Source organism: Ruminococcus sp. AF17-12, from assembly GCF_003479245.1.
GTDB lineage: Bacteria > Bacillota > Clostridia > Lachnospirales > Lachnospiraceae > Blautia_A > Blautia_A fusiformis.
The window spans coordinates 279,795-297,532 of record NZ_QUGY01000003.1 but is presented as its reverse complement, the minus strand read 5'-3'; the positions used below and the strand labels follow the sequence as shown (position 1 = coordinate 297,532).

Genomic DNA, 17,738 nt, shown 5'->3' with positions numbered 1-17,738 from the left:
TTTTTATGTAAAGGAAGGCAACACAATAATAAAGGAAGGCGGCCGAAACGGACGACATGTTTACAAAGATTACAGAAGAACGAGCATTTGACGGAATATTAGCGCAGATCATAGAAAATATCCGGCGGGGAGAACTGAAGCCGGGGGACACTTTACCTGCGGAACGTGTTATGGCAGAATCACTGGGAGTTTCCAGACCTGCTGTCCGTGAAGTCCTGCGGGCACTGGAGCTGATGGGAATTGTCACAACGGTCCGCGGCGGAGCCAACTATATTACCGAGAATATGGATCAGTGGCTTTCTGCACCACTGGCCCTTCTTTTTCAGCTGAATAACAGCCATGTACAGCAGGTACAGGAACTTCGTTCTGCGCTGGAGCAGGAGGCTGCGCTTCTTGCAGCCGGGAATTGTACGGAGAAGGATGCATTAGATCTGCGTTCCATCCTGGCACAGCTGGAGAGCTCAGAGGACGAGAAAGCCCGTGCAGGTCTTGATAAGAAGCTTCATACGAAGATTGGCAGGATCGCAGGGAATCCTATGATCTACAATGTCCTGGATGCGGCAGCGCAGCTGACTGAGGAGATCATTTCCGGCACCCGAGCCTATATTATGCAGAAACATAATTCCGCTCTGGAGGTGGATGAGCAGCACAGAAGGCTGGTGGAAGCCATTATTTCCGGAGACCGGAACCAGGCGGAGAAGCTGATGCGAGAACATATGGAAACCATTGAGAAATATATACTGGAGATTGCGCAGCAGCAGGGGGAGAACAGCCTTGTATTTCATCGCTGATCCACCTGAAAAAATTAAATAAAATTTCAGTAAAAATCCCGTTAATCTGGTAAGACCACTATTGATTTTGGTAAGACCGCGTGCTATAATAGGGACTGTATTGGTAATACCAAAAAAAGTTTGATATTATGGCAGCATCCTGAAGGCTTCATGACGAGACAGCATAAGATGAGACAGCGTAAGTTGGGACAGCATGAGACTAGACAGCGTAAGGTAAGATAGCATGAGGCAGGACAGCATAAGACGAGACAGCACAGGATGAAGGTTACTGTACCCCTGCAGTATCATATAAAATATGCAGCAGGCCACAGCGTGGGCGGTAACCTGCCGGAAATATCAGGAGAAAGGACTTGCGATTATGGGATATGTAAAATGGAGTTATGACACACTGAACCATTTCTGCGGAGACGTTTTTAAAGCGTTTGGCTTTTCTGAGGAAGAAGGAAGCATCATTAAAGATGTTCTTCTGACTGCTGATCTGTATGGGATCGAGAGCCACGGAATGCAGAGGATGGTTCGTTACCATAAAGGAATCGAGAAGGGGACTATTCATCCCCAGGCGAAACCGGAAGTTGTTTTTGAAACACCGATTTCTGCCGTGATAGACGGACATAACGGAATGGGCCAGCTGATCAGCCATTTTGCCATGGAAAAGGCAATTGAGAAGGCAAAGACAACTGGTGTGGGAATCGTAAGTGTACGAAATTCCAACCATTTCGGTATTGCAGGATATTATGCGAACATGGCCTGCCATGAAGGCCTTCTTGGAATGGCATGTACCAACTCCGAGGCGATCATGGTACCGACTTTTGGAAGAAAGGCTATGCTGGGCTCCAACCCGATCGCAGTCGCTATGCCTGCAGACCCGTATCCGTTTTTCTTTGACTGTTCCACAACAGTTGTAACCAGGGGTAAACTGGAAATGTATAATAAGATGGGCAAGCCTCTTCCGGATGGCTGGGCACTTGACAAAAACGGTCATGCCAGCAATAATGCACCGGATGTACTTGCAAACATCGTAGCCAAGAAGGGCGGCGGAATCATGCCTCTTGGTGGAAACGAGGAAGTCAGCGGAAGCCATAAGGGATATGGCTATGGAATGCTCTGTGAGCTGTTCAGCTCTATTCTTTCCATGGGCGTTACCTCCGATAAATGCTGTACATTCCCGGATAAGACCGGTATCTGCCATGGATTTATGGCGATCAACCCGGCGGCATTCGGAGATCCGGATGCGATCCGCAAGCATTTTTCAGAATATCTTGAGGCACTTCGGGAGAGTCCGAAGGCAGACGGTCAGGACAGGATCTATACACACGGCGAGAAAGAGGTAGCTGCTGAAAAAGACAGAAAAGAGAATGGCATTCCGGTCAACGACAATACCATGGTAGAGCTTGCTGATCTCTGCAGTTATCTGAAGCTTGATTTTGGCTCTTATTTTGAAGGCTATGAGCTTCCGAAGGACAGTAAATTCTTCAATGGTAATTATTAATTCAGGTAATCCTTTTGAAATGAAATATATCATAATTATCCAAGGAGGAAAAGAAAATGGATTATGCAAAAGAGTCATTAAGACTGCACGGAGATTGGAAAGGTAAGATCGAGGTTGTTACAAGAGTGCCGGTTGAGAATAAAGACGACCTTTCTCTTGCATATACACCAGGTGTAGCTCAGCCTTGCCTTGAGATCCAGAAAGATATCAATAAATCCTACGAGCTTACAAGAAGATGGAATATGTGTCTTGTTGTAACAGACGGTTCCGCAGTTCTTGGTCTTGGTGACATCGGACCGGAAGCCGGTATGCCTGTAATGGAAGGTAAATGTGTACTGTTCAAGGCATTCGGCGATGTAGACGCATTCCCGCTTTGCATTAAGAGCCATGATGTAGACGAGATCGTAAATACTATTTACATGATCTCCGGATCCTTCGGTGGTGTTAACCTTGAGGATATCTCCGCTCCGAGATGCTTTGAGATCGAGAAAAAACTGAAAGAGAAATGTGATATTCCGATCTTCCACGATGATCAGCACGGAACTGCAGTTATCACACTTGCAGGTTTGACAAACGCTCTGAAGGTTGTCGGAAAGAAGAAAGAGGATGTTCGTATCGTTATGAACGGTGCAGGTGCAGCTGCTATCTCTATCTGCAGACTTCTTCTGAAAGCAGGCTTCAAGGATGTTACACTCTGCGATAGAAAGGGTGCCATCTATGAGGGACGTACAGAAGGAATGAACCCGGTTAAGGAAGAGATGAGCAAGCTCACAAACCTTCAGAAGAAACAGGGATCTCTTGCAGAGATGCTGGTTGGCGCGGATGTATTTATCGGTGTTTCCGCTCCTGGAGCAGTGACAACAGAGATGGTTAAGACCATGAACAAAGATGCCATCATCTTCGCATGCGCAAACCCGACACCGGAGATCTTCCCGGATGATGCAAAAGCAGGCGGAGCAAAGGTTATCTCCACAGGAAGAAGTGACTTCCCGAACCAGATCAACAACGTTCTTGCATTCCCTGGAATCTTCCGTGGTGCATTTGATGTAAGAGCAAGTGATATCAACGATGAGATGAAGATCGCAGCTTCCAAGGCTCTTGCAGATCTGATCACAGATGAGGAGCTTTCTCCGGAGTATATCATTCCGAAGGCATTCGACAAGAGAGTCGGACCGGCTGTCGCAAAAGCAGTAGCAGAGGCAGCAAAAGCAACAGGCGTAGCACGTATCTGATCTTAAGCGCCTGATACGAACCAAAACAGCCCTTCATTAAGAAGAATATATCAGACACCCGTACTCTGTAACCCGGTACGGGTGTCTTTTTGTTTCCAGGCAGGTGGTATTACCCTTTGACAAATGTCCTCGCAGTGAGTACAATAGCAAAAGAATATGATAGGAGGTTAAGCACAGCATGAAACCATGGGAAGCTAATATACGAAAAGTAGTGCCGTATACTCCTGGCGAGCAGCCAAATGAGAGAGGCATGATCAAACTGAATACAAACGAGAATCCATATTCACCGGCTCCGGGTGTGGAGAAGGCGCTGAAGGCCCTTGATGCCGATACCCTGAGACTTTATCCGGATCCGACAGCAGGAGACCTGGTACACAGTATTGCCGCGTTCTACGGATTGAAGGATGAGCAGGTATTTACAGGCGTTGGTTCTGATGACGTACTGGCTATGTGTTTTCTCACATTTTTTAATTCAGAGAAGCCGATTCTGTTCCCGGATATCACCTATTCCTTCTATGATGTATGGGCAGATCTTTTAAGGATCCCATATGAGCGCCCGGTATTAGATGAGGAGTTCCATATCCGTAAAGAAGATTATTTCCGTGAAAACGGCGGAATCGTATTCCCTAACCCCAATGCACCGACCGGCGTGGAAATGCCTCTTTCCGAGATCGAGGAGATCGTGGCAAAGAATCCGGAGAGTATCGTGATCGTAGATGAGGCGTACGTGGATTTCGGAGCAGCATCCGCACTGCCGTTGATCGAAAAATATGATAATCTGCTTGTTGTGCAGACCTTCTCCAAGTCCAGATCCCTGGCAGGAATGCGCATCGGATATGCCTTCGGAAATCCGGAGCTGATCAAATATCTCAATGATGTGAAATATTCCTTTAATTCCTATACCATGGATCGTACTACTATCGCAGCTGGTGTGGCATCTATGGAGGATAAGGCATATTTTGAGGAATGCTGCCATAAGATCATTACAACAAGAGAGTGGACAAAGGCAGAGCTCAGGAAGCTTGGATTTTCCTTTCAGGATTCCAGATCCAACTTTATCTTTGCCACACACGAGAGCTGTCCGGCCAAAGAGCTTTTCGCAGCACTGCGGGAGAAACATATCTATGTAAGATATTTCCCGAAGGACAGGATCGACAATCATCTCCGTATCACTATCGGTACCGATGAGGAGATGAAAAAACTGGTAGAATTCCTGACGGAATATCTGCAGAAATAACAGTTAAGGAGGTATTATGGAAGTACTGGTACAATGGTTTTCACACCACCTTGCACAGTTTATCTCTCCCGAGGGTGCTGTGTTCATCATTTCTATGATCCCGATACTGGAGCTTCGAGGCGGTCTTCTGGCAGCCTCTCTGCTGAAGATATCGGCTGCGAAGGCACTGCCGATCTGTATCGTGGGAAATATTGTTCCGATTCCGTTTATCCTGCTTTTTATCCGGCAGATTTTTAAATGGATGAAAAAAACAAAGACATTCAGAGGTCTGATCACAAAGCTGGAAAATAGAGCTATGGGAAAGAGTGACCAGATCAAGAGGTATGAATTTCTTGGACTTTTGCTGTTTGTGGGAATCCCTCTTCCGGGCACAGGAGCCTGGACAGGTGCACTGATCGCCTCTCTTCTTGAGGTGGATATCAAAAAATCCTCCATTGCGATCCTGTGCGGACTTTTTATGGCAAGTGCCATTATGTATATTGTTTCTTATGGAATTGTAGGAAATGTAGTGCATTGACCGACCGCAGAGAAGGAATGTCTTTCTGATCGAAATCGGATTGAAAATAAAGAAATCCCTTACCGGATCTGTAAAATGATATGTGTTCTGTATTCTGGAAACATATCAGATATTGGTAAGGGATTTTTTTATGTGCTTTTACATATCAGGCAGATGTATACCAAGAAGATCCTTACATAAGTCTGCGCTTCAGCATGTCAGCGTTTAAAGCGTATTTCAGAGCTGTATCCCTGGTGATACGGCCTTTTTTATATAATTCCAGAAGGCTCTGGTCCATAGAACGCATCTGCTCCTGACCGGATGTGGAGATCACGCCTTCGATCTGGTGTACTTTATTGTCGCGGATCATATTGCGGATGGCAGGAGTCAGGCGCATGATCTCGAAAACAGGAATGTTGCGTCCGTCCACATCCGGGATCAGCTGCTGGGAGATCACAGCCTGAAGGACCATGGAAAGCTGGAGGGCGATCTGATGCTGCTGGGATGGCTCAAACACGTCCATGATGCGTTCGATGGTGTTGGCTGCTCCCAGAGTATGCAGGCTGGAAAGGACAAGATGACCGGTTTCCGCAGCGGTCATGGCAGTCTGGATGGTTTCATGATCACGCATCTCTCCAAGAAGGATCACATCCGGGCTCTGGCGTAGTGTGGCACGAAGAGAAGTCAGATAGCTTTCGGTGTCGGTACAGATCTCGCGCTGGCTGACGATACAGCGATCATGGCGGTGGAGATATTCCAGAGGATCCTCCAGAGTGATGATATGGCCTTCCCGGGTATGGTTGATCCGGTCGATCAGGCAGGCCATGGTGGTGGATTTACCGCTTCCGGCAGAACCGGTAACAAGGACCATGCCACGGGTATAGTCGGAGATATTCATCACATCCTCCGGAATGGAAAGCTCTGCAGGATCCGGCAGCCGGAAGGCGATCACGCGGATCACGGCAGCCAGGGAACCACGCTGCTTGTAGGCATTGACACGAAATCTGGAAACACCGGGAATGGAAAAAGAAAAGTCATCATCACCGGTTTCCATAAGACGGGATATATCGCGGTTTTCCGCAAGGCCGTAAATGGTGCGGAGTAAATTTTCTGTCTGATCAGGCATCAGCCTGTCACCACGGTCCAAAAGATGACCGTCGATCTTTTCTGCCAGGGGGCGGCCTGCGATGATAAAGATATCAGAGACACGCCGGTTGGCAGCTTCTGCTAAAAATTCAGGAATAGGGGTATCCATAGGTTTATTCTCCTTTAAATACATTCTGGTGGTTGTCAGGTTGCCAGGATCCGGTAAGCTCTGTGTTCCATTGCAGGATCTGATAAGCGGAAGAGCTTTTTTCCTGCGGGTAAAAAATCTCAAGCACTACAGAAAGCTGTTGTGTCTCGGAAATTCCAACGGAGAAGGAAAGGGTGTGGCTGTGGGAATCCCAGCTGAGATCGTTCCTTGTGTCCGCAAGCTTTTGTATCATGGAAAAATATCTGGTCTCATCGGAAGCTTTTTCCCTGTATTGCTCCAGATCATCACGGATTTCTGAAACGGTTTCCGTGGCGCTTGCGCAGCCGGTGTAATAATTTTCGGTCTGTTCCATAGAATGTCTGGCTGTGTTAAGACTGGATCTGGAGCTTCCAAGAGTAAGCAGAGCAAGTACACAGAGACACAGCACAGAGAAGATAAGAAACAGGGAAGGAATGCCGACAGTTACAAAAAACGTATGCTTCTGTTTCAATGTACAGCCTCCCTTCTGTAGTCATCAACAGGAAAACGCAGGGTGATCCGGTAAAGCTCACTGCAGTTGGAAAGCTGCCGGAAAGAAAGCTCGCCGGATTTTTCTGAAGAAGAAATATCTGTTTCCAGGATCATTTCACAGGCGGCTTCTCCGGAAGAGCAGCTCTGCCAGTTACGGTCATAATACCAGATCAGGTTGGTGTTCTTTTTGATGCCCCCCGGAAGCAGAGAGAGGAACTGTTCATCGGTTCCGTCAGTGCCTTCCAGTATCTCGCCCACGGAGGTTGTGAGAGCCTGGATCTGGTTCCACTGTTCTGCCTGGAGCCGGTTTTTCCGTGCTGCCGCGAAGATCTGGATGCAGGCAGCTGAGGAAAGTGACAGAAACAAAAGGGCAAGGATCATTTCCATCAGAAAAAGGCTGGTACCGGAATTATGTCTTGATTCTTTCATGATGCCTCCTTTTTGCCAGTGCGATGAAGCAGGAATTCCGAGCGGACTCCCGTGGTACTTTCCAGGGAAAAGTGGTAAAAACCATTTTCCATTTCCGAAAACCGGAAATCGGAAAGCTGTGAGATGACGGTTCCTGCATCGGAACTGGCCTGAGAGCTTTTTGCAGTGAAAAGCTCCATCAGACTGTCATTCTTCAGGTAAATATACGTGATATATTCTTTTCCTTTGATATCGTCCCGGAAACAAAGGGCAGGAATATCATCCAGGGAACCGGAAAAGATCTCATCGCCGCGGTCGTGCTGCCGGAATTTGGTAGTCAGATAAGTTGCTGCGGTCCCAAGCTCGGAATCGGAGTCAGTCTGTTTCACAGTCTGCTGGTAAATCCGGGCGGAAAATAGCAGCATCAGTATAAGGAACAGAACAAAAACACCAAAAAGAAGAAACGAAAAAAGAGAAGAAACGGAATGTCCGGTGTTCTTCCGGTGATTCATGAGGCATTCCCTCCTTTCGCACTGCCGGACAGAGCGATCACGCTGATAGACGGCAGGAGATTGGAACCGTTAGGAACATACTCTACTACGAATTTGGTTTTGTCATAAGTGATATGATAATCCGAGAGAAGCTGGGACAGGCTTTCGGGATATGTGCCTGTGAGGGCATAGGTGCGGATGGCACCGTTTTTCAGTGCCTGTTCCAGAGCATCCTGTTCTTTGTGTACGGCCTGATTGGAGGTGCTGCTGACACCTGCCACAAACAAGGTGCAGGATAAAACCAGAAGCAGCGCCGGAAAGAGAAGAAAAAATGCTCTGAGAAATTTTGTTCTGCGGCTTTCAAAAAGTTCCATGCGGTCACCACCTTACATTGCAAAATCTGAGAGGATCCCCAGAAGCGGCATCATGACGGATAAAAGGACCAGCCCCACAAGAAGAGACAGCAGGATCACGATGGTAGGCTCCACAATGGAGACTGCCTGTGAGATCAGATCTATGGATCTTTCGGTGTACTGCCGGGAAAGCCTGCGGAAGGTTTCGTCACTGGAACCGGAATAGAAGGATATCGTGATGAGACGGCCTTCCATGCCGCCGAAAAGACCGGATTCTGTAAGAGCCCTGGAAAAAGTTTCTCCGCTATCCAGGATAGAGGAAGCCTTCCGGAGTCTTTCGAGTATCACCGGCTGTGAGATCAGATCCTTTGTAAGCTCCAGGCTGGTTTCCGGGGAAAGTCCGCTCCGAAGCCCCAGGGAAAGGCCCTGGGCCAGACGACTGTAATCCATGGCAACTGGGATCTCACGGAAAAACGGGAGATGGATGGCCATTTTTCGCAGCTGGCTGTGACCTTTTTCCGTAAGACTGAAAAACAGGATGCAGCCAATGAGAGCTACGGCGAAGATCAGAAAAATAGAGGAATACCGGCTGATCACGTTGCCTGCATTCAGAAGTCCCCGGGAAACCCCGTTCATTTCCATTCCCATCTGGTTAAATACCTGTTGAAATACCGGCAGGACTTTTATCAGAAGGACCAGGATTACAACAGCCATCATGCCAAGCATGAGCAGCGGGTAAGTGACTGCAGACCGTATCTGTCCTGAGATTTCTTCCTCCTGTTCATAGTGGGAACTGAGACTTTCCATGATCTCATCCAGGCAGCCGGTTTCCTCACCGGTCCGGACATAGGCGGTCATGGATGTGGGAAAGATCCCGGATTCGTCAAGAGCCCGGGAAAGAGAACCGTTTTCTTCCACAGAACGGATCAGGGGTGTGAGGATCTGCCGGTCTGCATCGGTCTTGCTTTCGTCACAGAGGATGTGAAGTCCTTCAGCTGTGGATATGCCGGAATGCAGAAGCATTCCCATCTGCCCGCAGAAACTGGATAATTCCCGGGCTGTCAGTTTGTTTTTCATAATAAGGTCTCCTTTAGTGGGTCAGCGCGTGAACTGTACCGTATAATTGCTTTCATCACCGATATATTCCTGGATTGCTTCATCACCATCACTGTTGGCGTCAAAGGTGGGATCCATCAGCTTCCAGGTGTCTCCGTCAAAAGATACTGCCTTTGTCACCCAGCCTCTGCCACGGATATAAACATCGATCCATGCATGTTTTACATCACCGGAATAGCCGATCTGAAGCTTGCAGGGAATGTCCTGGCTGCGGAGCATTGCAGTAGTCAGTGCAGCGTAATCAAAACAGATCCCTGTGCCGGTGCTTAAAGTATCATCTACATCAGGAAGATAACCGGCTTCGACAGAATCGGCTTTGTCATAATCGTAGGAAATATGACTGGTAACATATGTATAGAAGGTTTTCAGGATGTCGATGTCGGTCATGTCCTCTTTGACAAGAGCGGCTGCCAGTTTGCAGGCTTCACTTTTGGAAGAAAAGTCCACGTACTGGTTTGGATACAGAAACGGAAGAAATTCATTCTGAAGCTTTACTGTGAGCGTTTCCGTGTAAAGGGCAGCATACTGGTTTCCATCTACCTGCTGATAGCAGGTGATGAGATACTCACCGGAGCCTTCGGAAAAAGGAAGTACCGCCTGTTCATCTGGTTCCAGAAAATAGGAATAGACCACACCGGAGGGAGCGGTAAGCTGAATGTTCATGCGGGAATCATCGGAATCGGATTCTGCAGTCAGATATCCCTGATCCTGATTGGAAATATCCAGGATCAGAGGGGAGCTGCCCAGTGTTTTTTTGCCGGGGGCCTCCGGGGTGAGGACTCTGGCCGGAGAATATACCGGAGGTTCTTCATCGGAGGAAGGAGAATTTCCGCAGCCTGCCAGCAGGATTCCGAAAAGCAGCCATACAAAAAAGAGACGGACTGGTAAAAATTTTGACATAGTTTCCGTTCTCCTGTTATATCATGCTTTCTTTTTGAACAGTATAGCAGATTCCGTGAAAAAAAGACAGGAGCAAGGCTCAAAATGTAGGTGAAAATGTTGACATTTCAGGGAAAAAAACATATACTATACATATAAAGGCAAACCTGTTGAAAGACAGGGACGCAAAGCCATGGGTCTAAGGTTCGAAGGATGACTATGACAGCCGGTTGCCGCATTAAATTCCGATTTAATGACGTATTCAGATAACATCTATGAACAAGGATATGTGTTTTGATGCGGCCGTTTATTTTGTTAGGATAAGCGGCTTTTTTGATGCCTAAAATCCGGTTTGGGGTGGAAACTGAAACGTCGGCTTTCAGAAAGGTGTGAATGATATGAAAAGAACAGATATTCGTAAAATTTTTACAGGCAGGAAAAAAGCTTTGGCAGGATGTCTCGCAGCTGTTATTGTACTGGCAGGTGGCTTTAATGTCTGGCAGTCGTCACAGGTTCCGGAGTTTCCGGATTTTACAGATCCGGTAATGGAAACTACCATCACAGAGGATGACACTCCACTTGCTTCAAAACCGAAGGTGACTACCAAAACGACTTCAAATACCAAGACAACCAGAAAAAAAGTTAAGCTGAAAAAAGCGGCGACCAAGACTTATACCAAGAAGCTTCCGACTACCAATAAGAAGAGTACGACCACAAAGAAAACAAACAGAAATACAACCGTAAAAACATTAAAGACAGTTAAGACTGCAACAACACAGAAATACACAAAGAAATCAAAAACAGCCGTTCAGACACGGAAAGTAACTACAACCATTCAGACGACCACAACAGTCATGGCGGCTTCAGCTACTGCCGGCAAAGCGAATGCAGCTTCCACAAAAAAAGTAGAAAGCATCAGCATGGACAGCAAATATTCAGTAAGCAATATTGCTTCCATTGCACCGAAGATGGACAGCAGGGTGCTCAAAGCCTACAAGAAGCTTGGATTTACTGTAACGATCGATCCGTCTGTTAACTACGGAGGCTGCTTTAACGCACATTCAAGAAGCATCATCCTTCGTTTTGAGAATGAGACAATCTACCATGAACTGGGACATTTCCTTGCTTTTGTTGCGGGAAACGTAGACAGAACAAGTGATTTTGCCGCAGTTTATAACAGCGAAAAATCCAAATTTACAGGTATCAACAGAAGCTATGCAACGCAGAACAGTTCAGAATATTTTGCAGAATCAGTGCTTGAGTATGTAACAAGCCCGTCAACACTTAAGAGACAGAGACCAAAGACGTATGCAGCGATCGTGGAGGCTCTGAATAAAATTACCGATGAACGTGTCCAGAGAGTCATGGATATATACGGACCGTTCTGGAGCTAAAAAAGAAGCATACAGGAACGTTGGATCTGTCCGGGAGATATTTCCCGGGCAGATTTTTTTCTTTTTTGTGAGAAAAGTATAAAAAAAATGTCGATAAATATTTCTTGCAATAGACTCTATAAGGTGTGTATAATGAAACATAAGCTGAAAACACGCTTTCATTCAAAAAAGTGCAGCCATGTCAGGTTGTATCTGATTCCATAAACAACAAACATATAATTTATCAGATTTAAGAATAGAGGATTTAATATGAGAGAAAAGTATGAATCATTGTCTCTGGCGGTGCTGAAGGATCTGGCAAAGGCGAGAGGGATGAAGGGGATTTCTACTCTGAGAAAACCGGCACTGATCGAGCGGATGCTGGAGGAGGACGCCAAAGAGTCCGACAGAGGAAATCCCGAAGAAGTACACAAAAGTACACCGGCAGAAAATACTGCAAAAGAAAAAAGCTATGATTCGGAAAAAACAGAATATCGTACCCGTCCGGCAGGGGAAGGTCTTCAGGAGCAGCGGAAGGAATATCGTAGTGATAAGAATGAGCAGGAACACAGAAACACAAATATCCGCAGAGAGTACAATCGTGAATATAACCGGGAACCTGTAAGGGAGAACGGGAATGTCCCGTCAGAATCTACCCAGCTGGACAGTGGTGAAAAGGCTAACGGGATCCTTGAGGTTCTTCCGGATGGATATGGTTTTATCCGATGCGAGAATTATATGCCGGGTGAGAATGACATTTATGTGTCTCCTTCCCAGATCCGACGTTTTAATTTAAAGACCGGTGATATCATCCAGGGAAATATCCGCATTAAGACTCAGGGAGAGAAGTTCAGCGCCCTTCTTTACGTATCTTCCATTAACGGTTTCCATCCGAGTGAGGGACAGAGACGATATAATTTTGAAGATATGACACCAATCTTTCCGAATGAGAGACTTGTCATGGAACGTGCAGGCGGCACAACGGCCATGCGTATCGTGGATCTGATCAGTCCTATCGGAAAGGGCCAGCGAGGAATGATCGTATCTCCGCCAAAGGCAGGTAAGACAACCCTTCTGAAAGATGTTGCCAAATCTATCCTCAGGAATAACAGAGATATGCATCTGATCATTCTTCTGATCGATGAGCGTCCTGAGGAGGTTACCGATATCAGAGAGGCAATCCAGGGACCGAATGTGGAAGTGATCTATTCTACATTTGATGAACTTCCGGAACATCATAAGAGAGTTTCCGAGATGGTTGTGGAGCGTGCGCGCCGTCTTGTAGAGCATAAACAGGATGTGATCATTCTTCTGGATTCGATCACACGACTTGCCAGAGCCTATAATCTGATCATCCCGCCAAGCGGAAGAACCTTATCCGGTGGTCTTGACCCGGCGGCTCTCCATATGCCCAAAAGATTTTTTGGCGCAGCCCGTAATATGCGCGAGGGCGGAAGCTTGACGATTCTGGCAACCGCACTTGTGGATACCGGAAGCAAGATGGACGATGTTATTTATGAGGAGTTCAAGGGAACCGGTAATATGGAACTTGTCCTGGATCGTAAATTACAGGAGAAACGGGTATTCCCGGCCATTGATATCCAGAAATCCGGAACCAGAAGAGAGGATCTGCTTCTCAGCAAGGATGAACAGGAAGCGGTTTATATTATGCGAAAAGCTCTCAACGGAATGAAAGCGGATGAGGCAGTAGAACAGATCCTGAATACCTTTGCCAGAACCAGGAACAATGCAGAACTGGTACAGACTGTAAAGAAACAGAAATTTTTATAAAGTCCTTGCATTTTAGGGAAAGCTATGTTATACTTAGCAAGCTGTTTAAAATGGAATTCGTCAATTGAATACGAATAATATTAAATATATAGAGAGGTGAAAATCATGAGAGAAGGAATCCATCCGAACTACTATCAGGCAACTGTAACCTGCAACTGCGGAAACACTTTCGTAACAGGTTCTACTAAAGAGGACATCCATGTTGAGATCTGTTCCAAATGCCATCCGTTCTACACAGGACAGCAGAAGGCTACACAGGCTCGTGGACGTATCGATAAGTTCAACAAGAAATACGGCCTGAATAAGTAATTATTGCGAATACAGGAAATGAGAAGGTTGAGGTTGGGAAATCTCAACCTTTCTTTAACTGAAAAATTTTAAATTTGCACAGGAGAGAATGAATGAGATCATCGAATATCGGCGGACAGGCGGTCATGGAAGGCATCATGATGCGCCACAAGGACAAATATTCTATCGCAGTGCGCCGCCCGGACCAGGAGATCGAGCTGAAGGTAGAGGATTATAAATGTATCTTCGGAAATCACGCATTTCTGAAGAAACCGATCATCCGTGGTGTGGTAAGCTTTGTGGATTCTCTTGTGGTAGGCACGAAATGCCTGATGTATTCTGCGGAGATCGCAGGAGACGAGGAAGATGAGGAAACAGCCAGGAAGAATGAGCAGCTTACAGAAGAAGAGCGTTCTGCAAAGAAAGCCAAAGAGGATAAGCAGTTCAAGTGGCTTCTTTACATTACGGTAGCTATCTCCATGGTGGTTTCTGTGGCTGCTTTTATGTTTCTTCCGTATGTACTGGCCAGTCTGATCCGAGGGGTAGGTGCTTCGGAATTTCTGGTCACCATAGTGGAAGCCTTTGTGAAGCTGGCACTGTTTATGGGATATATGTTCCTGATTTCCAGAATGAAGGATATCCAGAGGACATTTATGTATCACGGTGCGGAGCACAAATGTATCAACTGTGTGGAGCATGGTCTGCCTCTGACGGTAGAGAATGTGTTAAAGAGCTCCAGGCTTCATAAGCGCTGTGGAACAAGCTTTCTGTTTCTGGTCATGCTGGTAAGTATTGTGCTGCATTTTATGTTTGTGGCGGTGCCGTTTTACTGGGTGAGACTGCTGGGAAGACTTCTCATGGTACCGGTAGTTGCGGGGATTTCCTTTGAAATCATCCAGTGGGCAGGAAGAACAGACAGTAAATTTGCGGACATTATGAGTAAACCAGGTCTTGCCATGCAGAAATTCACCACAAAGGAGCCTGCTGCAGATATGGCAGAGGTAGCCATTAAAGCAGTTGAGGCTGTTTTTGATTGGAGAGCCTATCTGAAAGAGGAATTTGACCTGGACATCCCATATGAGACAGAGGAGACAGAAAATGCAGACTCTTGAGTCCCTTCTGAAAAAAGGTACAACAATACTGAAAGATAACGGATTGGAAGAAGCCGGGCTGGATGCCTGGCTCCTTCTGGAATTTAAGACCGGAAAGAATCGGGCATATTATTTTGCGCATGGAGATGAACCGGTGTCTGATGAGACCGCAGCAGAGTATCTTACGCTGATCGACAGGCGGGCAGGACATATTCCTGTACAGCAGCTGACTCATCAGGCTTTTTTTATGGGCTATGAGTTTTATGTAAATGAAAACGTGCTGATCCCGAGACAGGATACGGAGACTCTGGTGGAAGAGGCATTGAAACACCTTGGGGATGTGGAAAAACCGGAGATCCTGGATATGTGTACCGGCTCCGGCTGCATCCTGCTCAGCCTTCTTCTGGAACGGCAGGATGCCTGTGGGACCGGTGTGGATGTTTCACCGGAAGCACTGGAAGTGGCAAAAAAGAATGCAGGTATTCTAAAGGTGGAGAACCGGGCGGATTTTGTGGAAAGCGATCTGTTCTCAGCACCGTATTTTTGTGAAAAAGGTGGAAAAGATAGTGGGAAATATGATATCCTTATTTCAAACCCGCCTTATATCGCAACAGAAGAAATTGAAACACTGATGGAAGAAGTCCGCCTTCATGATCCGAGGAAGGCCCTTGACGGAATGGAAGACGGGCTTTATTTTTACAGAAAGATCACAGCAGAGGCCGGAAGGTACCTGAAACCAGGCGGATGGCTTCTGTATGAGATCGGCTGCACCCAGGGGGAGGCGGTCAGTACAATGATGAAAGCAGCCGGTTTTACCGGGGTTCAGATCGTAAAGGATCTGCCGGGCCTTGACCGTGTGGTGCTTGGACAGAAACAGGAGGAAATACATGTTTGATAAACTGGATGATCTGCTGGTACGTTTTGAAGAACTTCTCAATGAGCTGGGAGAACCGGGAGTAACCGACGATCCGGCACATTTTCAGAAGCTGATGAAGGAGCAGAGCGACCTGCAGCCAATCGTTGACGCATATAAAGAATATAAGAAAAATAAGGAAACCATCGAGGACAGTCTTTCCATGCTGGAGAGCGAGAAGGACGAAGAGATGCGTGAAATGCTGAAGGAAGAGCTTTCCGATGCAAAAAAGAGAGTGGAGGAGCTGGAGCATGAGCTGAAGATCCTTCTTCTTCCGAAGGACCCTAACGACAGCAAGAACGTTATCGTTGAGATCCGTGGAGGTGCAGGCGGTGATGAGGCAGCACTTTTTGCAGCAGAGATTTATCGTATGTATGTGAAATACGCGGAGTCCCGCCGCTGGAAAACCGAGATGCTCAGCCTCAATGAGAACGGCATCGGCGGCTTTAAGGAGGTTACCTTCATGATCAAGGGTGAGGGTGCATATTCCAGACTGAAATACGAAAGCGGTGTTCATCGTGTACAGCGAGTACCGGAGACAGAGTCCGGCGGAAGGATCCATACCTCTACCTGTACGGTAGCGATCATGCCGGAGGCGGAAGAAATTGATTTCCATCTGGATCTCAATGAGTGTAAATTCGATGTGTTCCGTGCATCCGGAAACGGTGGTCAGTGTGTCAACACCACAGACTCCGCAGTACGTCTTACTCATATCCCTACAGGAATCGTGATTTCCTGCCAGGATGAGAAGTCTCAGCTTAAGAACAAGGATAAAGCACTTCGTGTGCTCCGTTCCCGTCTGTATGAGATGGAGCTTGCCAAGCAGCATGACGCTGAGGCAGAGGCAAGGAGAAGCCAGATTGGTACAGGTGACCGCTCCGAGAAGATCCGTACCTACAACTTCCCTCAGGGACGTGTAACAGACCACAGGATCAAGCTTACCCTTCATCGTCTTGAGAATATCCTTAACGGAGATCTGGATGAGATCATTGACAGTCTGATCGCAGCAGACCAGGCAGTAAAGCTGACAAAGCTGAATGAACAGGAGTAAGCGCTGATTACAGCTACAGAGTTCAAAAAATTATAATAAATCAGGAGGAAACGAAAATGAAAAAGACAGCACTGGTGATCATGGCAGCCGGTATCGGCAGCCGTTTTGGAAAAGGAATCAAGCAGCTTGCACCGGTAGGCCCGAAGGGCGAGATCATTATGGACTATTCCATCCATGATGCACTGGAGGCAGGATTCAACAAGGTCGTATTTATCATCCGCAAAGACCTTGAAGATGAATTCAAAAAAGTGATCGGAGACCGTATCTCCAACATTACAGAAGTTGCTTATGCATTCCAGGAGATCGACGATCTTCCGGGCAATTTTACAAAACCGGCGGACCGTACCAAGCCATGGGGAACCGGACATGCTGTACTGGCAGCAAAGAAAGTCCTTTCCGAGCCATTCGCTGTGATCAATGCAGATGACTACTACGGAAAAGAAGCCTACGTAAAGGTGCATGACTACCTGGTACAGGATCATCCGCAGGATGGCCCGATGCACATCTGCATGGCAGGTTTCCGCCTTGGAAATACATTAAGTGACAACGGAAGCGTCACAAGAGGAGTGTGCCATATTGAGGACGGCAAGCTTGTGGGCGTTACAGAGACACATAACATCTTCAAGACAGCAGACGGCGCAGAGACAAGAAATGACGATGGTACAGCAGAAACACTGGATACAAAGAGCCTTGTTTCCATGAATATGTGGGGACTGACACCGGAATTTATGGAGATCCTTGAGAAAGGCTTCGTTGAGTTTCTTGGCGGGATCAAAGAGGGAGACATCAAAAAAGAGTATCTTCTTCCTGAGCTTATCGACCAGCTGATCCATTCCGGAAAAGCAGCGGTAGATGTTCTTGAGACAAAGGACGAGTGGTTCGGTGTTACCTATCAGGAGGATAAGGCATCTGTACAGGCTGCATTCAAAAAACTTACAGATGACGGCGTTTATCCGGAAGGACTGTATCAGTAA

The 17,738-nt window shown here is 46.9% G+C and carries 19 protein-coding genes and 1 riboswitch; of the genes, 12 read left to right on the top strand and 7 right to left on the bottom strand.

Annotated features, from left to right (window positions below; all coding sequences use genetic code 11):
* The first annotated feature begins 56 nt into the window (after positions 1–56).
* The 5 genes from DWW77_RS05035 (at position 57) to DWW77_RS05015 (ending at position 5,266) form a co-directional block, all read left to right on the top strand.
* Positions 57–791: a FadR/GntR family transcriptional regulator gene (locus DWW77_RS05035; RefSeq protein ID WP_015526167.1), complete on the top strand. Its 735-nt coding sequence runs from the start codon at positions 57–59 to the stop codon at positions 789–791.
* Positions 792–1,086: 295 nt separating this feature from the next.
* Positions 1,087–2,280, top strand: coding sequence for an Ldh family oxidoreductase (locus tag DWW77_RS05030; RefSeq protein WP_015526166.1), 1,194 nt, complete (start codon positions 1,087–1,089; stop codon positions 2,278–2,280).
* A gap of 56 nt (positions 2,281–2,336) precedes the next feature.
* Positions 2,337–3,512: an NAD(P)-dependent malic enzyme gene (locus DWW77_RS05025; protein WP_015526165.1), complete on the top strand. Its 1,176-nt coding sequence runs from the start codon at positions 2,337–2,339 to the stop codon at positions 3,510–3,512.
* 178 nt (positions 3,513–3,690) lie between these two features.
* Positions 3,691–4,749 carry a histidinol-phosphate transaminase gene (gene hisC / locus DWW77_RS05020; protein WP_118608159.1) on the top strand — a complete coding sequence of 353 codons (1,059 nt, stop codon included), beginning with the start codon at positions 3,691–3,693 and terminating at the stop codon, positions 4,747–4,749.
* A gap of 16 nt (positions 4,750–4,765) precedes the next feature.
* Positions 4,766–5,266, top strand: a complete 501-nt coding sequence (locus DWW77_RS05015) for a COG2426 family protein (RefSeq protein ID WP_118512600.1) — start codon at positions 4,766–4,768, stop codon at positions 5,264–5,266.
* 172 nt (positions 5,267–5,438) lie between these two features.
* On the opposite strand, the gene DWW77_RS05010 is transcribed toward DWW77_RS05015, so the two are convergent.
* The 7 genes from DWW77_RS05010 to DWW77_RS04980 are packed head-to-tail and all read right to left on the bottom strand — an operon-like array spanning position 5,439 to position 10,278.
* Entirely contained in the window at positions 5,439–6,500 is a 1,062-nt protein-coding gene (locus tag DWW77_RS05010) for a type IV pilus twitching motility protein PilT (RefSeq protein WP_118608158.1), read from the bottom strand.
* 4 nt (positions 6,501–6,504) lie between these two features.
* On the bottom strand, positions 6,505–6,990 hold the full coding sequence (locus tag DWW77_RS05005) for a hypothetical protein (RefSeq protein ID WP_118608157.1): 486 nt from the start codon (positions 6,988–6,990) through the stop codon (positions 6,505–6,507).
* Positions 6,987–7,439: a hypothetical protein gene (locus tag DWW77_RS05000; RefSeq protein WP_015526159.1), complete on the bottom strand. Its 453-nt coding sequence runs from the start codon at positions 7,437–7,439 to the stop codon at positions 6,987–6,989. The genes DWW77_RS05005 and DWW77_RS05000 overlap by 4 nt, the downstream gene beginning before the upstream one ends.
* Positions 7,436–7,930, bottom strand: a complete 495-nt coding sequence (locus DWW77_RS04995; RefSeq protein ID WP_118608156.1) for a DUF4860 domain-containing protein — start codon at positions 7,928–7,930, stop codon at positions 7,436–7,438. Before DWW77_RS04995 ends, DWW77_RS05000 begins: the two co-directional genes overlap by 4 nt.
* Positions 7,927–8,283: a hypothetical protein gene (locus tag DWW77_RS04990; RefSeq protein ID WP_118608155.1), complete on the bottom strand. Its 357-nt coding sequence runs from the start codon at positions 8,281–8,283 to the stop codon at positions 7,927–7,929. Before DWW77_RS04990 ends, DWW77_RS04995 begins: the two co-directional genes overlap by 4 nt.
* Positions 8,284–8,295: 12 nt before the next feature.
* Complete coding sequence (locus tag DWW77_RS04985; RefSeq protein WP_021652105.1) at positions 8,296–9,339, bottom strand: type II secretion system F family protein; 1,044 nt, start codon at positions 9,337–9,339, stop codon at positions 8,296–8,298.
* Positions 9,340–9,360: 21 nt separating this feature from the next.
* Positions 9,361–10,278, bottom strand: a complete 918-nt coding sequence (locus DWW77_RS04980) for a transglutaminase-like domain-containing protein (RefSeq protein WP_182431190.1) — start codon at positions 10,276–10,278, stop codon at positions 9,361–9,363.
* 129 nt (positions 10,279–10,407) lie between these two features.
* Positions 10,408–10,495: riboswitch (cyclic di-GMP riboswitch) on the top strand.
* A gap of 160 nt (positions 10,496–10,655) precedes the next feature.
* On the opposite strand from DWW77_RS04980, the gene DWW77_RS18255 reads away from it, so the two are divergent.
* From DWW77_RS18255 to DWW77_RS04940, 7 genes are all read left to right on the top strand, one after another.
* Complete coding sequence (locus DWW77_RS18255; RefSeq protein WP_286187988.1) at positions 10,656–11,651, top strand: anthrax toxin lethal factor-related metalloendopeptidase; 996 nt, start codon at positions 10,656–10,658, stop codon at positions 11,649–11,651.
* Positions 11,652–11,900: 249 nt separating this feature from the next.
* Positions 11,901–13,421, top strand: a complete 1,521-nt coding sequence (gene rho, locus DWW77_RS04965) for a transcription termination factor Rho (protein WP_118608154.1) — start codon at positions 11,901–11,903, stop codon at positions 13,419–13,421.
* 105 nt (positions 13,422–13,526) lie between these two features.
* Positions 13,527–13,730, top strand: coding sequence for a 50S ribosomal protein L31 (rpmE, locus tag DWW77_RS04960; RefSeq protein WP_015526151.1), 204 nt, complete (start codon positions 13,527–13,529; stop codon positions 13,728–13,730).
* A 92-nt stretch (positions 13,731–13,822) separates the two neighbouring features.
* On the top strand, positions 13,823–14,821 hold the full coding sequence (locus DWW77_RS04955; RefSeq protein ID WP_015526150.1) for a DUF1385 domain-containing protein: 999 nt from the start codon (positions 13,823–13,825) through the stop codon (positions 14,819–14,821).
* A complete protein-coding gene (gene prmC, locus DWW77_RS04950) occupies positions 14,808–15,695 on the top strand; it encodes a peptide chain release factor N(5)-glutamine methyltransferase (RefSeq protein ID WP_022426857.1) in 888 nt (295 codons plus the stop codon). Before DWW77_RS04955 ends, prmC begins: the two co-directional genes overlap by 14 nt.
* Positions 15,688–16,764, top strand: a complete 1,077-nt coding sequence (gene prfA / locus DWW77_RS04945; RefSeq protein WP_015526148.1) for a peptide chain release factor 1 — start codon at positions 15,688–15,690, stop codon at positions 16,762–16,764. The genes prmC and prfA overlap by 8 nt, the downstream gene beginning before the upstream one ends.
* 56 nt (positions 16,765–16,820) lie before the next feature.
* Positions 16,821–17,738, top strand: coding sequence for a nucleotidyltransferase family protein (locus DWW77_RS04940; protein ID WP_015526147.1), 918 nt, complete (start codon positions 16,821–16,823; stop codon positions 17,736–17,738).

Bases quoted from the DNA above. Each gene is read 5' to 3' on its own strand.
- DWW77_RS05035 (WP_015526167.1), top strand. From the start codon at position 57: ATGTTTACAAAGATTACAGAAGAACGAGCATTTGACGGAATATTAGCG.
- DWW77_RS05030 (WP_015526166.1), top strand. From the start codon at position 1,087: ATGCAGCAGGCCACAGCGTGGGCGGTAACCTGCCGGAAATATCAGGAG.
- DWW77_RS05025 (WP_015526165.1), top strand. From the start codon at position 2,337: ATGGATTATGCAAAAGAGTCATTAAGACTGCACGGAGATTGGAAAGGT.
- hisC (WP_118608159.1), top strand. From the start codon at position 3,691: ATGAAACCATGGGAAGCTAATATACGAAAAGTAGTGCCGTATACTCCT.
- DWW77_RS05015 (WP_118512600.1), top strand. From the start codon at position 4,766: ATGGAAGTACTGGTACAATGGTTTTCACACCACCTTGCACAGTTTATC.
- DWW77_RS05010 (WP_118608158.1), bottom strand. From the start codon at position 6,500: ATGGATACCCCTATTCCTGAATTTTTAGCAGAAGCTGCCAACCGGCGT.
- DWW77_RS05000 (WP_015526159.1), bottom strand. From the start codon at position 7,439: ATGAAAGAATCAAGACATAATTCCGGTACCAGCCTTTTTCTGATGGAA.
- DWW77_RS04995 (WP_118608156.1), bottom strand. From the start codon at position 7,930: ATGAATCACCGGAAGAACACCGGACATTCCGTTTCTTCTCTTTTTTCG.
- DWW77_RS04990 (WP_118608155.1), bottom strand. From the start codon at position 8,283: ATGGAACTTTTTGAAAGCCGCAGAACAAAATTTCTCAGAGCATTTTTT.
- DWW77_RS04985 (WP_021652105.1), bottom strand. From the start codon at position 9,339: ATGAAAAACAAACTGACAGCCCGGGAATTATCCAGTTTCTGCGGGCAG.
- DWW77_RS04980 (WP_182431190.1), bottom strand. From the start codon at position 10,278: ATGTCAAAATTTTTACCAGTCCGTCTCTTTTTTGTATGGCTGCTTTTC.
- DWW77_RS18255 (WP_286187988.1), top strand. From the start codon at position 10,656: ATGAAAAGAACAGATATTCGTAAAATTTTTACAGGCAGGAAAAAAGCT.
- rho (WP_118608154.1), top strand. From the start codon at position 11,901: ATGAGAGAAAAGTATGAATCATTGTCTCTGGCGGTGCTGAAGGATCTG.
- rpmE (WP_015526151.1), top strand. From the start codon at position 13,527: ATGAGAGAAGGAATCCATCCGAACTACTATCAGGCAACTGTAACCTGC.
- DWW77_RS04955 (WP_015526150.1), top strand. From the start codon at position 13,823: ATGAGATCATCGAATATCGGCGGACAGGCGGTCATGGAAGGCATCATG.
- prmC (WP_022426857.1), top strand. From the start codon at position 14,808: ATGCAGACTCTTGAGTCCCTTCTGAAAAAAGGTACAACAATACTGAAA.
- prfA (WP_015526148.1), top strand. From the start codon at position 15,688: ATGTTTGATAAACTGGATGATCTGCTGGTACGTTTTGAAGAACTTCTC.
- DWW77_RS04940 (WP_015526147.1), top strand. From the start codon at position 16,821: ATGAAAAAGACAGCACTGGTGATCATGGCAGCCGGTATCGGCAGCCGT.